Origin of the sequence: Kitasatospora sp. NPDC087315, from assembly GCF_044744345.1 — a bacterium.
Classification (GTDB): domain Bacteria; phylum Actinomycetota; class Actinomycetes; order Streptomycetales; family Streptomycetaceae; genus Kitasatospora.
This window is the reverse complement of the sequence record NZ_JBIUYD010000018.1, coordinates 1-14167: the sequence shown is the minus strand read 5'-3', so window position 1 is coordinate 14167 and position 14167 is coordinate 1. Positions and strand designations below refer to the sequence as shown.

General features: G+C 73.0%; 10 protein-coding genes. 4 read left to right on the top strand and 6 right to left on the bottom strand.

Annotated elements, in window-relative coordinates; genetic code table 11:
- Nucleotides 1-8 precede the first annotated feature (8 nt).
- Genes ACIO5D_RS24680 through ACIO5D_RS24670 form a run of 3 tightly spaced genes read right to left on the bottom strand, consistent with a single transcriptional unit; the run spans nucleotide 9 to nucleotide 5187 of the window.
- Entirely contained in the window at nucleotides 9-1901 is a 1893-nt protein-coding gene (locus ACIO5D_RS24680) for an ATP-binding cassette domain-containing protein (RefSeq protein WP_400797819.1), read from the bottom strand.
- Entirely contained in the window at nucleotides 1898-3814 is a 1917-nt protein-coding gene (locus tag ACIO5D_RS24675; protein WP_400797817.1) for an ATP-binding cassette domain-containing protein, read from the bottom strand. The genes ACIO5D_RS24680 and ACIO5D_RS24675 overlap by 4 nt, the downstream gene beginning before the upstream one ends.
- Complete coding sequence (locus ACIO5D_RS24670) at nucleotides 3811-5187, bottom strand: condensation domain-containing protein (protein ID WP_400650981.1); 1377 nt, start codon at nucleotides 5185-5187, stop codon at nucleotides 3811-3813. Before ACIO5D_RS24670 ends, ACIO5D_RS24675 begins: the two co-directional genes overlap by 4 nt.
- 341 nt (nucleotides 5188-5528) lie before the next feature.
- Here ACIO5D_RS24670 and ACIO5D_RS24665 point away from each other — a divergent pair, with 341 nt between their 5' ends.
- Nucleotides 5529-6131 carry a DJ-1/PfpI family protein gene (locus tag ACIO5D_RS24665; RefSeq protein WP_400650983.1) on the top strand — a complete coding sequence of 201 codons (603 nt, stop codon included), beginning with the start codon at nucleotides 5529-5531 and terminating at the stop codon, nucleotides 6129-6131.
- Between the two features lie 36 nt (nucleotides 6132-6167).
- Here ACIO5D_RS24665 and ACIO5D_RS24660 read toward each other — a convergent pair whose 3' ends face one another.
- A complete protein-coding gene (locus ACIO5D_RS24660; RefSeq protein WP_400762514.1) occupies nucleotides 6168-6281 on the bottom strand; it encodes a universal stress protein in 114 nt (37 codons plus the stop codon).
- Between the two features lie 192 nt (nucleotides 6282-6473).
- Nucleotides 6474-10061, bottom strand: coding sequence for a hydantoinase B/oxoprolinase family protein (locus ACIO5D_RS24655; protein WP_400797814.1), 3588 nt, complete (start codon nucleotides 10059-10061; stop codon nucleotides 6474-6476).
- A gap of 152 nt (nucleotides 10062-10213) precedes the next feature.
- Between ACIO5D_RS24655 and ACIO5D_RS24650 the strand changes: the two genes are divergently transcribed.
- Nucleotides 10214-11374: an NAD(P) transhydrogenase subunit alpha gene (locus ACIO5D_RS24650; protein ID WP_363612846.1), complete on the top strand. Its 1161-nt coding sequence runs from the start codon at nucleotides 10214-10216 to the stop codon at nucleotides 11372-11374.
- 126 nt (nucleotides 11375-11500) lie between these two features.
- On the opposite strand, the gene ACIO5D_RS24645 is transcribed toward ACIO5D_RS24650, so the two are convergent.
- On the bottom strand, nucleotides 11501-12139 hold the full coding sequence (locus tag ACIO5D_RS24645) for a PhoU domain-containing protein (protein WP_363612844.1): 639 nt from the start codon (nucleotides 12137-12139) through the stop codon (nucleotides 11501-11503).
- Between the two features lie 347 nt (nucleotides 12140-12486).
- Between ACIO5D_RS24645 and ACIO5D_RS24640 the strand changes: the two genes are divergently transcribed.
- Both ACIO5D_RS24640 and ACIO5D_RS24635 read left to right on the top strand, forming a co-directional pair.
- Nucleotides 12487-13353, top strand: coding sequence for a universal stress protein (locus tag ACIO5D_RS24640; protein WP_400650991.1), 867 nt, complete (start codon nucleotides 12487-12489; stop codon nucleotides 13351-13353).
- A gap of 471 nt (nucleotides 13354-13824) precedes the next feature.
- Complete coding sequence (locus ACIO5D_RS24635) at nucleotides 13825-14076, top strand: hypothetical protein (RefSeq protein WP_363612840.1); 252 nt, start codon at nucleotides 13825-13827, stop codon at nucleotides 14074-14076.
- Nucleotides 14077-14167: the final 91 nt, after the last annotated feature.

Here is a 14167-nt window from a genome sequence, read left to right as displayed (position 1 = left end):
CTGCCTTTCTAGGCGTATGCGGCGGCTTGCAGGGTGTAGAGCTCCGCGTAGAGTCCGGGGCGGGCCATGAGCTCCTCATGGGTGCCCCATTCGCGTACCCGGCCCTCCGTGAGGACGAGGATTCTCTCGGCGCGGCTCACGGTGGAGAAGCGGTGGGTGACCAGGACCGTGACGGAGCCGTGGGCCCGGGCCCTGGTTCGGGCGGTGGCGCCGTATCCGTCGAACAGGAGGTGCTCGGCCTCGGCGTCCAGGGCCGAGGCCGGCTCGTCGAGGATGAGCAGCAGCGGGGCCGGGCGCAGCAGGGTGCGGGCGAGGCCCAGCTTCTGCCACTGACCGCCGGAGAGTTCGGCACCGTCCCCGTAGCCCTTGCCGAGCAGGTGGTCGACGCCTCGGGGCAGGGCGGCGGCGACGCTCTCGGCGTCTGCCGAGCGCAGCGCGGCGGCGAGGGCGGCGGTGTCGTCGCCGGGTTGTGCTCCGGGACGGAGGTCGCCGAGTCCGACGGTCTGCCGCAGGGGCAGTTCGTAGCGGGCGAAGTCCTGGAGCAGGGCGGCGACCCGGGCCCGCCAGGCCACGGGGTCGAGCTCGGCGAGGTCGGTGCCGTCGACCAGGATCCGGCCCCGGGTCGGGCGGTAGAGGCCGCAGAGCAGCTTGACCAGGGTGCTCTTCCCGGCTCCGTTCTCGCCGACCAGGGCGATGGTGGAACCGGCCGGGATCTCCAGGTCGATGTCGTCCAGGACGGGCTCGGCCGCCCCGGGGTAGCTGAAGGAGACGTGTTCGAAGCGGATGCCGCCGTGCAGCCGTGCGGGGACCGACGGGCCGGGCCGGGCGACGGGCGGGGCCGTTCCCGGCACCCCGGCCGGGTCGGCGCCCGCTGCCGGACCGGGCTCCGCGGCCGTGCCCGCGGGGGCTTCAGCGGCGGCGGGGCCCGGCGCCCGGTCTCCCTCCGCGCCGAGCCGGGCCAGTCGGCGGACGGTCCGGCCGGCCCCCTGGAGCGTGCCGAACAGCCCCAGGAAGGTGGCCGTCTGGGTGCTGATCTGCACCGTCAGGGTGATGACCAGGATGACGTCGCCGAGCCCGATCCGCCCGTCGAGGGCCGCGCCGACGGTGATCAGCAGCGCGGCGGCGTAGGCGGCCGCGAACAGAAGCTGTCCGACGGCGCGCAGGGCGGCGGCGCTCCACTGTGCGCGGTTCAGGACCGCGCTCACCGCCCGCCAGGACTCGGCCTGCCGGCGGCGGAGTTCGGGACCGGCGCCGGAGAGACGGATCTCCCCGGCCGGCCCGGGTGCGGTGGCGAGCCTGAGCAGGTCGCGGGTGCGCCGGGAGTCCTCGGCGCTGTCCTTCTTGGCGCGCTCCACGACCTCCTGGGCCCGGTGGCCGACCAGCACCGGCGGCACGGCGAGCAGTGGCAGCAGGGCCAGGACGGGCTGGACCTGGGCCAGGAGCACCATGGTGAGCACGGTCTGGAAACCGATGGTGACCAGTTGCAGCACCGCCTCCAGCGCCGACCTCGTTCTGACCACGTCCTCGCGGACGAGGTGCAGGGTGTCGGCGAACTCCGGGGTGCCCACCCGTTCCAGGGTGCCCGGGGCACCGGCGGCGTCGAGCAGACGGCTCTGGAGTTCGACCTCCTCCAGTTCGCCGAGCTCGAAGTAGTGCAGGTGGGCGAAGTGGCCCAGCATCTGCTCCCCGACGAGGAGGAGCGCGGCCGCCAGCGCGAAACCGACGGCCGGGCCGCCGTGGCCGTCCAGCACCGCCTCGGTCAGGTGCTTGAGGGCGACGGCGAGAGCGGGTGTCGCCAGGCAGCCGAGCAGCAGCAGCCCCAGGCCGGTGATCAGCCGGCGCCGGTCGATGCGCCAGGACAACCGGATGAAGTGCGCGACGGCGAGCCACAGATCCTTCATCGCAGAGCTCCCTGGCGGTCGGGGGCGGTCTCGTCCGGCCGGCCGTCACCGGTGCTGTCCGCCTGCGGGTCGTCCGGGGCCCGGTCGAACCGGTCGGCCTGGAGGCGGAACAGTTCCGCGTACCGCCCGCCGGCCCGGAGCAGGCTGTCGTGGTCACCGTTCTCGATCACGGCGCCGTCCTCGATGACGACGATGTTGTCGGCGCGCCGGACGGTGGAGAACCGGTGCGAGATCACCACGCTGGTGATCCCCCGGGTGAGTTCGAGGAAGCGGTCGTAGAAGGCCACCTCGGCCCGGATGTCGAGCTGGGCGGTCGGCTCGTCGAGGACGAGTACCTCGGCCCCGGCGTCGACGGCGTAGAGGGCGCGGGCGAGGGCCACTCGCTGCCACTGCCCACCGCTGAGGTCCCGCCCGCCCTGGTAGGCGGCGGAGAGGGCGGTGTCCGGTCCGACGGCGTCCAGGATCTCCCGGGCGCCGGCCCGGACGAGGGCCGCGGTGACGGCGTCCCGGTCCATCGGCCGGTGCGCGGCGCCCAGCGCGACGTTCTCCGCGAGGGTCAGGTCGTAGCGGTTGAAGTCCTGGAAGACGACGGCGAGTCGGCGGCGCCACTCGGCCGGTTCGAGGTCGGTCAGCGGCACGCCGTCGGCCTCGATCCGGCCGGAGCCCGGTTCGTGCACCCGTGCCAGCAGCTTGACCAGGGTCGTCTTGCCCGCGCCGTTGAGGCCGATGACGGCCGTGGAACGGTTGGCGGGCAGGAGCAGGTCGAGTTCCTCGTAGACCCGGCGGTCCGCGCCGGGGTAGCCGAAGGAGACCTTCCGGAACGCGATGCCCTCGCTCAGCCGGGGTACCGGCCTGGCCCGCTCCGGCCGTGCCTCGTGGCCCGTCTGTGCCTCGAAGTCGGTGAGCGCCCGGTAGGCCAGCATGCCGTACTGGGTCTGCACGTCGCTCTCCGGGAAGTAGACGCCGAAGCGCAGCGGGACGAGCAGGCACTGCACGGTCAGCGCCAGCGCCAGAGCGCCGTCGGTACCGCGGGGGACTCCGGTCGCGAGGGCGAGGAAGACCCCTCCGCCGCCGACGGCCGCCACTGCCGCGAGGCCGACGAACGGCAGCAGTAGCAGGCGGCGGCGCTCCTTCCAGAGTTGCGCCAGGTAGCCGACGGCCTCGGCCCGGTAGCGGTCGCGGAACCAGGGCAGGGCGCCGAGCAGACGGATCTCCTTGCCGCCGGACGCCTCGATCGCGGCGGTCCGCAGGTAGGCGGACTTCCGGCGCTCGCCCGCCATCCCCTTCCAGTACTCGACGAAGGCGGCGAGGGAGCCGCGCTGACCGAAGCGGACGGCGATCGCGGTGACGGCGGCCAGCACGGCGGCCCACGGCCGGAGCACCACGGCGAGGACCACCAGCGCGGCGGCGAGCTGGGCGTAGCGTGCGACGAGGCCGACCAGACCCGCGACGGCGTCGCCGGGGCTGGGCATGGCGCGGTCGAACGCCGACCGGGCGTCCGCCAGACGGTCCAGCGCCTCCGGCCGGTCCAGCGAGGAGGGCGGCGCGTCAATGGTGGTCGCCGTCAGCAGCCGGTCGACGCAGTAGCCGTCCACGGCCCGGGTGACGGACTCGGCCACGGCGGTCTGGAACGGGCGCAGTGTCTGCGCGACGACGAAGGCGGACAGGCCGACCAGCAGTGCGGGCAGCACCACGCCCCAGGCACCGCCGGCGGCGGCCGCCCGGGGGAGCCGCGAGATCGCGACGGCCGTCGCGACCATGAACGCGACGGGCAGCAGGCCCAGTGCGAGGTTCACGGCGAGGGCGAGCGTCACAAGCGGCCCTCCGGCCGCCGGCAGCAGGCGGGCGATGGCCACCCACCGGGCCGCCCGGGTGCGCACGGACGCGGCCGGGTTGCGGTGTCCGGGGGTCATGCGCCCTCTCCGCCCGGCACAGGCGCTGCCGCGAGCCGGAGCGCGCTGTCGAGGACCACCCGCTCGGTCTCTCGCAGGCACTCCTCGATGACGGGCCGGGGCAGCAGGAGGGTGTCCGCCATGACGAAGAAGCGGACCGAGTCGGGCGAGTAGGCGGTGTGGGCGAAGAAGGTCGCGTCCTGGGCCGCCCAGGCGCCCTCGACGTGGAGGCGGGTGCGGGCCCGGAGCCGTTCGACGGCGCCGGCCTCGGTGGGCAGCGTGCCGAGCGTGTCGGGCCACCGGTCCTGGAACCGCGCGTCGTTGAAGAAGCAGCCCAGGTCGGGGCGGGCGCCGCGGCGCTGCGCGACACCGTCCAGTACCCGGTCGAGATCGACGGGGTGGTAGCGGGCGTTCTGGTAGGCGATGGCGGCTCGTTCGTGGGTCGCGCGGACGAGGGAGGGGAAGCCGGCCGCGTCCACGTCGACGGTGAACAGCGCGTTCTCCGTCATGGAGCCCACCAGGTCGTCGGTGCGCGGGTCGACCCGGTTGAAGGCGATCAGCTGGAGCACCACGGAGGTGCGCTCCGCGAAGCGGCTCACGACGGCGGCCGTCGCGGCGAGCAGGACCGTGGAGACGGACGTCCTGCAGTGGTCGGCCAGTGCGGTGGCGGCGAGCGCGAGCGCGGGCGAGTCCATCCCCAGCCGGACGAAGCGCTCCGGGTCGGCGGCGCTCTGCGGGGACGGCCCGAACATCGCGGGGGGAGCCTTCTCGATGGTCCGCTCCCAGTAGCGCAGCGCGCCCCGGCTGCGGGCGAGCCCGGCCGGTGATCGCTCGACGCCGGCCTGGTCGCGCGGCTGCCACGGGTCGGCGGCGAGTTGCTCGCCAGCGGCGAGGGCGCGCAGTTGGCGTTCCAGGATTCGCATCGACCAGCCGTCCACGGCCTGGTGGGTGACCACCAGGCCGACGCACATCGCCTCGGTGCCGCGGGTGAAGACCGTGAAGCGGCCCGGCATCCCCTCGGCGCCGGGGAGCCGCTCGGCGGCCTGGGCAAGGGTGCGGGCCTCCGCCGCCTCGCGGACGTCCCCCTCGGGTACGGGCACGACCAGGACCTCGACGGCGCCCTCGGCCCGCACCGTCTGCGTGGGTTCCTCCTCGTCTTCCTCCCAGCGGGTCCGCAACGCCTCGTGCCGGACGACGAGTTCGCGGACCGCCTCCACCGCGCGGTCCACCGTGGTGCCGTCGGGGAGGTCGATCAGCCGGCGCACATTGAAATAGTGCGCTTCGTCCCCCATCCACGCGATGGTCTTCCAGATCGCGAGCTGCCCCCAGGTCAGCGGAGCGGTTCCGCCCCGTGCGGAGAACGATCGTCGGTGAACTTCTTCCTGGTCGAGCACCTGAAAGCATCCTCCGTCGGAGACAAGGGGTGGCGAAAGGCGCGAAACATCCGGCGGTATCGGGGAAGGTCACGACCTGCGGGCACCGGGACACCCGGCGGTGGGTCCGCACGGCGACCCCGTCCGCACGGCGCACAATCTATTCAGAGGTCTATACCAAAGTCAACGATCTGTAATATCGTCAGAAACCTTGAAGCACAGGAGATTTGACGCTACGTCACACAACAGAGGAAGCCGGTAAGACCAGCCGGGTGAATCCGTCCGCCCCGCGCTTCCGGTTTGTCCCGCAACGCTCCCGTACCACTGGCGACAGCTCCGGGACCTCTGCTTTGATGGCGCCCATGAGCGACAGAAGGCTTCGTCAGATCGCGATCCTGCTCTTCCCGGAGGTCGAGGAGCTGGACGCCATCGGGCCCTGGGAGGTTCTCTCCTATTGGACGCGCAAGTTCCCCGAGGACGGCTGGCAGGTGAACTGCGTCTCCCGGGACGGCGCTCCGGCGGAGTGCGCGAAGGGCCTCACCGTCCTGCCGCACTTCTCCCGGGACGGGATGCCGGCCGCCGACGTCGTCCTGCACCCCGGCGGCCAAGGCACCCGCCCGCTGCTGGAGGACGAGGACCATCTCGACTGGGTCCGCCGGCTCGACGCACGGGCGTCGCTGACGACCAGTGTCTGCACCGGGGCGCTCGTCCTGGCCAAGGCGGGCCTGCTGCAAGGCCGTTCCGTCACCACGCACTGGGCGTCCCTCGACCTGCTCGCCGAACTGGAGCCCACCGCCGAAGTCCACCGGGACGCCCGCTTCGTCGACGACGGCGACGTCATCACCTCGGCCGGCATCTCGGCCGGCATCGACATGGCACTGCACCTCGTGACGCGCCTGCACTCGGTGGAACGCGCGCGCCAGGTGCGCCACGGCATCCAGTACTACCCCGAGCCGCCCGTGTAGTCGGGGCGGCGGGTCAGCGCATCCTTCCCCGCGGCTTCAGCTCGCGTGCTCCACGCGGGCCCGGCTGACCGAGCCGAGTACGGTCCCGGCGAAGCCGCCCGGGCCCCGGCTGCCCATCACGAGCAACCGCGCGCCCCGAGCTGCCTGGATCAGCTCATCCGCCGTGACGAACGGGCGACGGCTGACGCCCGCAGTGAGACGTGGTCTGATCAGACGTCGGCCGCGTCACCACGCCCCTCCCCGGCCCGCACACCTACCTGCGAACCCCTTCGCCCACGACGGGCGCGAGAAAGCCCCGGGCGAAGCCCGAATCCGGCACGCCTTCGCCGACCGGGCGGTGCGTCAGGCCGGCCCGTAACCTCCCCCGCCGGGAGTCTCGATCTCCAGGACGTCCCCTGCCGCGAGGTCGGCGCTGTCGCAGCCGGCCAGCCGGACCGTGCTGCCGTCTGCCCGGCGCACCCGGTTGGCGCCAAGGGTGCCGGGCTTTCCGCCGGCCATGCCGTAGGGCGGTACCCGCCGGTGCCCGGACAGGATGCTCACGGTCATCGGCTCGCGGAACCGGATCCGCCGCACCGCTCCGTCGCCACCGCGCCAACGGCCCGCACCACCGCTGCCGTGGCGCACGGCGAACTCCTCCAGCAGGACCGGCAGGCGCCATTCGAGGACCTCGGGGTCGGTGAGGCGGGAGTTGGTCATGTGTGTCTGCACCACGCTCGCACCGTCGAAGCCCTCGCCCGCTCCCGAGCCGGAGGCGACCGTCTCGTAGTACTGGTGCTGCTCGTTGCCGAAGCTGACGTTGTTCATCGTCCCGGAGCCCTCGGCCTGGACGCCGAGTGCGGCGTAGAGTGCGCCGACGATCGCCTGCGAGGTCTCGACGTTCCCCGCGACCACCGCCGCCGGGTAGACGGGCGCGAGCATCGAGCCGGGCGGTACGACGATGCGCAGCGGGCGCAGGCAGCCGTCGTTGAGCGGGATGTCGTCGGCGACCAGGGTGCGGAAGACGTAGAGCACGGCGGCGGTGACGACGGCCGACGGTGCGTTGAGGTTGGAGTCGAGCTGAGCGGCGGTACCGGTGAAGTCGATCGTGGCGCTGCGCTGTGCGCGATCGACCTCGACCCGCACCGCGATCACCGCGCCGGAGTCCGTCTCGTACCGGTACTGCCCGTCCTGGAGGGAGTCGATGACCCGGCGCACGGCCTCCTCGGCGTTGTCCTGCACGTGCCGCATGTAAGCCTGCACCACGTCCAGCCCGAAGTGCTCGATCATCGCGGCGACTTCGTCCACGCCCTTCTGGTTGGCGGCGACCTGCGCGCGCAGGTCGGCGAGGTTGGTGGCGGGGTCGCGGGAGGGGTGGGGTCCCTCCGTGAGCAGCTTCCGGGTCTCGGCCTCGCGGAGTCTGCCGTCCGCCACCAGGAGCCAGTTGTCGAAGAACACGCCCTCCTGGTGGATCTCCCGGCTGGTCGCCGGCATCGAGCCGGGGGAGATTCCGCCGAGCTCGGCATGGTGGCCCCGGGAGGCGACGAAGAAGAGGATCTCGTCGCGATCGCTGTCGAAGACCGGTGTCACCACGGTGATGTCGGGCAGGTGGGTGCCACCGTGGTACGGGTCGTTGACCGCGTAGGCGTCGCCCGGCCTCATGGCGCCGGCCCGGCGGCGGATCACCTCCTTCACGGTGGTGCCCATCGAGCCCAGGTGCACCGGGATGTGCGGGGCGTTGGCGACCAGGTTGCCGTCGGGGTCGAAGAGCGCGCAGGAGAAGTCCAGCCGCTCCTTGATGTTGACCGACTGGGCGGTCGACTCCAGCCGGGCGCCCATCTGCTGGGCGATCGCCATGAAGAGGTTGTTGAAGATCTCCAGCAGCACCGGGTCGGCTGCGGTGCCGACGCCCGGTTCGGCGCGGGCGCCGGAGCGTTCCACCAACAGGTGCCCGGTCGGGGCCAGCGTCGCCCGCCAGCCCTCGTCGACCACGGTGGTGGCGTTGGCCTCGGCGATGACCGCCGGGCCGGTGACGGTGTGTGCCGGACGCATCCGCTCTCGTTCCAGCAGCGGCACCTCGCGCCAGGCGCCACCGGTGTACAGCCGCACCGTGTGCGCCTCGCCGGGAAGTCCGCCCGGTGTGCCCAGGGCGCCGAGATCGGGCTGCTCGCTGAGGCCGGTGGCCTCCACCAGCAGGGCCTCGACGACGATCGGACGGTCCATCAGGAACGAGTAGGTGGCGCGGTGCACGGCCTCGAACGCGGCGGCCATCCTGGTGGGCCCGGCCAGCTCGACCGCGAGCGTGGTGTCAGTACCGTCGTAGCGCAGCCGTGCCCGGTGCGTCACCCGGATCCGCTCGGTAGCGGCGCCCTGGTCGAGCAGTTCGGTCCGGGCCGCTGCCTCCAGCTCTCCGGCGATCTCCCGGACCGCCGGCATCGAGGCGGGTTCGAGCGCACGCTCCACCGCTCGTTCCCGCAGGACCGTGGTGTCGGCCAGGCCGATACCCAGCGCGGAGAGCACCCCGGACATCGGCGGCACCAGCACCGTACGGATGCCCAGCGCGTCGGCCACCGCACAGGCGTGCTGCCCTCCTGCCCCGCCGAAGGTGGTCAGCGCGTACCGGGTGACGTCGCGGCCCTGCTGCACCGAGATCCGCTTGACGGCGTTGGCGATGTTGCCCACCGCGATCCGCAGGAACCCCTCGGCGATCTGCTCGGGTGAGCGCCGTTCTCCGGTGGCGGCGCCGATCTCCTCTGCCAGCTGCGCGAACTGGCGCCGCACCAGGTCGAGGTCGAGCGACCGGTCGCCATCGGGGCCGAAGACCTGTGGAAAGTACTCGGGCTGGATCCGCCCGAGTTCCAGGTTGGCGTCGGTGACGGTCAGTGGTCCGCCGCCGCGGTAGCCGGCCGGTCCCGGGTCGGCCCCGGCCGAGTCGGGGCCGACCCGGAGCCGGCTGCCGTCGAAGTGCAGGACGGAACCGCCGCCGGCCGCCACGGTGTGGATGGCCAGCATCGGCGCGCGCAGTCGCACGCCCGCCACCTGGGTGGTGAGCACCCGCTCGTACTCGCCCGCGTAGTGCGAGACGTCGGTGGATGTGCCGCCCATGTCGAAGCCGATCACCCGGTCGAAGCCGGCCAGCTGCGACATCCGCACCATGCCGACGATGCCGCCGGCCGGCCCGGAGAGGATCGCGTCCTTGCCGCGGAAGTGCCCGGCCTCGGCAAGGCCGCCGTTGGACTGCATGAACATCAGCCGCACGCCGCGCAGTTCCTCGGCCACCTCCCGCACATAGCGGCGCAGCCCCGGCGACAGGTAGGCGTCCACCACGGCGGTGTCGCCGCGCGGCACCAGCTTCATCAGCGGGCTGGCCTCGCTGGAGAGCGAGACCTGCGGGAAGCCGATCTCCTCGGCGAGCCGACCGACCGCCCGCTCGTGCGCGGGGTGCAGGTAGCTGTGCAGGCACACCACCGCGACCGCACGGATGCCGTCCCGGTAGCAGCGGCGCAGGTCGTGGGCGAGCCGTTCCAGATCGGGCGCGCGCAGTACGGTGCCCTCGGCCGTGATCCGCTCGTCCACCTCGATCACCCGGCCGTACAGCGGCTCGGGCAGCTTGATCTCACGGTCGAAGATGTGCGGCCGGTTCTGGTAGCCGATCCGCAGCGCGTCCGCGAAGCCGCGGGTGATCACCAGCGCCGTCGGCTCGCCCTTGCGCTCCAGCAGGGCGTTGGTCGCCACCGTCGTGCCCATCCGGACCGCCTCGATCCGATCGGCACCGGCCCGGCCGCCCTCGCGACCCAGCAGCGCGCGGATTCCGGCGACGGCGGGATCGCGGTATCTCGCCGGGTCGTGCGAGAGCAGCTTGTGGGTCAGCACCCGCCCGTCCGGGCTGAGCGCGACCACGTCGGTGAAGGTACCGCCCCGGTCCACCCAGAACTGCCAGCCCCTGCCTGCCACCGCCGGCTCCCTCCGCTCGTCCGGTCGTCCGCTCGTCCGGTCGTCCGCTCCTCGGCTGCCGGTGGTCCGTCCGGGGGATCCAGCCTCTCAAAACGCGACATACTGGGCATGTCGGCCTGCTCCGAAGGGCGGTGGCAACGGCTGTGACGGCTATGACGGCGGGGGTCCTGCGGGAGACGGCACCCGGTGAGCGGCGGGTGGCTCTCGTCCCCGAACTGGTCCGCACCGTCGGCGCGCTGGGCCTGACCGTCCTGGTGGAGCCCGGCGCCGGCACCCGCGCCTGGTGCCCCGACGATGCCTACACCGCCGTCGGCGCGCGTCTCGTTCCGCGCACCGACCTGCTGCGCCGCGCGGACATCCTGCTCGGCGTACAGAGCCCCAACCTCGGTCTCACCCACCGCTTTCGCCCGGGTCAGCTGCTGATCGCCCTGCTCCGGCCGACCCTGATCCCCTTCCTGGTCCGCCAATGGGCCGACCAGGGCCTCACCGCGATCGGTCTCGACCTGGTACCGGAGAAGATGAGCGACGGATACCCCATGGATGCCCGCACCTCGCAGGCCCGGATCGCCGGCTACCGGGCCGTGCTGACCGCGGCCGACCGGCTGGACCGCTGCCTGCCGCCCTGGGGCTCGACGACCGCGTCCTTCGAGCCCGTCCGGGCCCTGGTCGTCGGCGCCGGGGCCGCAGGCCTGCAGGCGGTCGACACGGCCCGCCGCCTCGGCGCGCTCGTCCACGTCCATGAGCTGCGGCGCCGCGAGCGGGCGGAGGCCGTCGCGCTCGGCGCCACCCTGCTCGACCTGCCGAACCTTCCCCCGGTGACCGGCGCGGCGGGACTGGCCCAGGCCCTCGACACCGAGCAGGACGAGCTGCGCCACGGGCTGGCCGCCGCGCTCCCCGGCTTCGACCTGGTCTTCGCCTCCGTCGACCCGCCCGACAGGCCACCACCGACGCTGCTGACCGGCGACGCGGTGCGCGCGATGCGCCCCGGCTCGGTCGTGGTCGACCTGGCAGTCGGCCCGCTGGGCGGCAACGTCGAGGGCGCCGAACCGGACACCACGACGCCGGTCGGTGACGGAGTCACGGTGATGGGCGCCGGCAACCTCCCGTCGCAGGTACCCGCCACCGCATCGACCGCCTTCGCACACAACGTCACGGCGCTCCTCCGGCATCTGACCCGTGGCGGCGGCCCACCGGCGATCGATCCGACCGACCCGCTCCAGGCCGCCCTGCTGGTGACCCACCGCGGCAGCGTCCTGAACCAGGCCACCTGGCAGCTGATCCTGGACGCCACCGCCGCCGCCGGCACCGCATGACCGGAAACTCGACCCCGGCGGACGGGAGGCACGGGCGGCCTTCCCCGGTGGCCACCGGTCACGGTCACGAGGCCGCGCTGACGGCGGTCACCACCGCGGCACTGGCGGTCGGCAGACTCGCCCGCCTCACCGGCCCCCGGCCGCCGAAAACAGGACCGCATGGCGCGCGACGGAGACGGCGTGGTCGGCACAGCGCTGGTAGTAACACGCCAGCAGGGTCGCGTCGGCGCTGTCTCCGGCCCCGGCAGGTTCGGCCCCGGACAGCAGCAGCTCGTACAACAGGCGCTGCCGCTGGGCGACCTCGTGCTGCTCCGCGAGCAGATCCGCGCGGGCTTCGGCGGCCTCGGCCTCCAGCGTGTCAGCGGCCTTGGCGAGCATCACCAGCACGACCTCGCCCATTCCGCGCAGGGGCAGCCTCAGCCGCTCCGGCCACGGCTCGGCCGACTGGCGCGACCAGGCCAGTCGCAGCAGCTGCTCAGCGAGATCCGCCAGGCATTCCACCTCGGTACCCACATGCACGCCGACGACGATCGCGTGCCGGTCCGACCTCTGTGCGGTCCTGCCCGGCAACACGCCTGCCGCGTCCTCCTCGATCCGCTCACGCAGCTCTGCCAGCGCCTTGTCGGCAGCCGTCGCCCCCTCCGCCACGGCGGCCGAGCCGGTCAGCCCGTCCATGACCTCGCTCATTGCCGCGCCCGCCAGCCGGACCAGCTCGGCCAGCTCGCCGGTCAGCCGGCGTTGTCCGTCGCGCCCGTTCCCAGCCATCGGTCGACTCCCGTTCCCGGCGGGCCGGCCGGCTCCGCCGTCTTCACCACCGCCGTGCAGTGGTCCATCACTTCCCAGTCTCACCGTTCCCACAGGCGGCTGCCCCGGCCGCCCGAAGTGCGACCGGTGCCGCCGTTGTCCAGGCTGGACGTGGTACCGCCGTGAAGTGCGGGAGGCTGTCACGGGGCGCTCGGACGGCAGTACCGCGAGGAGCCGACGGCCACACGGGGCACACCGCGACCGTCATGGTCCCACCGGGCGGGAAAGCCGGCTCCACCGTCTGAGCTGCCACGGCCCGTCCGGTCCGGCAGAGATCGGGCAGAAATGACGACACGGAGGCAACCACCATGCAACCGGAGATCACCGTCGGCCTCGACGGCTCCCCCGAGAGCCTGTCCGCCGCCCGTTGGGCAGCCCAGGAGGCGCAACTGCGCGGGCTACCGGTACGGCTGCTGCACCTGTGGATCCTGCGCTCCATGACGGCGCAGAACGTCCCCGGTGAGCACCCACAGGCCCGGGCAGCGCAGCGCATCCTCCAGGACGCGGAGAGCGACCTGCTCAAGCGCTACCCCGACGTACCCGTCATCAGCGAAGTCCTGCCCGTGGACACCCCGACGGCACTGCTGCCCGCCGCCCGCAACGCGGAGATGCTGGTGCTCGGTTCGCAGGGGCTGGGCAGCGTCCAGGGCTACCTGCTCGGCTCGCTCGCCCTGCACGCCGTCGCCCGGTTCGAACGGCCCGTGGTGCTGGTCCGCGCCTGCGAGGAACCGGAGGGCACCCGCACACCCGCCGCGCGGCCCGGCGCGGTGGCCGTTGGCATGAGTCTCCGCTCCGGGTACGAGGGCGCGGTCGGGTTCGCCTTCGGCGCCGCCGCCAGACGCCGCACGCCCCTGCTCGCCGTCCACGCCACCACTCGCCGGCCAGTGGCCCTCAGCTGGGACCGGCCGCCCAAGGAGTCTCTGCAACAGTCGGACCAGCAGGCACTGCACGAGGCGCTGCTCCCATGGCGCGAGAAGTTCCCCACCGTCCACGTGGTGGAGCACCTCAGCCACGACGGCCCGGGCCGGGCCGTCGTGGACATCGCACCCGGCGCAAGCCTTCTCGTAGTGGGGCGCGGCGGGTACCGCACCGGCCTGGGACCACGCATCGGCCCGGTGGCCCACGCCGCGATCCACCACGCGGTCTGCCCCGTCGCCGTCATCCCGCACGACTGACATCCGGGCCCGCGCCCGGCACGGAGAATCTCGGCGAGCGCAAGGCGCGGCCCGGAAATTGACGATCGCCCGGGAGCAGACCACCGGGCGGGGCCGCGCGGCCATCGCTTCTGGGCGCGAACCGGACTAGCGTCGGGTACGGAGTGGTCCACGGTCGGCCCGGGAAACCGGGACGCAACCGTACCGGGGCCGAGTGGGCACGCCGGATGCCGTCAGCCGTACGGGCAGCCGCACCTGCCTCGCGCTCCAGCCGGGTGTACCGCGCTGCATCACGGTGTGGCGGCCCCGAAGAGCCACGGTTCCGCCCGAGGAGGGCTCGTATGAGAACCGGAACCGAGGTCGACACCAAGGCCCTGGAGCTGGTCGCCGCGCCCGGGCCCGTCCCGTCCGCCACCGCTACGACGGCTGCTACGGCCTCATCACACCCGCCGGGCAAGCCCCCCGACACAACCACCCCCGCAGGAGCAACCGATGACGACCCACCCCACCACCGACCCCGCCACCAGCGACTCACCCGGCGACGGCCTCCACCCGCCCGGTCGAGACCTCGAAAGCGCCATTGAGCGCGTGGAGATGCTGGAGTCCCAGGTCCAGGCCCTCGGGCAGGCGATCCGCACCCTCGTCCAGGGGATGGAGGAGATCCCCGACCAGGAACCCGACCCCGAGCAGGCCGCCCGCAGCGCCCGCCTGGCCCACGAACTCCTGCTCGCCCAGGGCCTCTAGACGAGTAGATCCGATGTGATCAGTGGTCGTAGGCGATCAGCGAGCGGGTGACCGGTGCGCCGATCAGGTTGTTGTGCCAGATGCCGGCGGC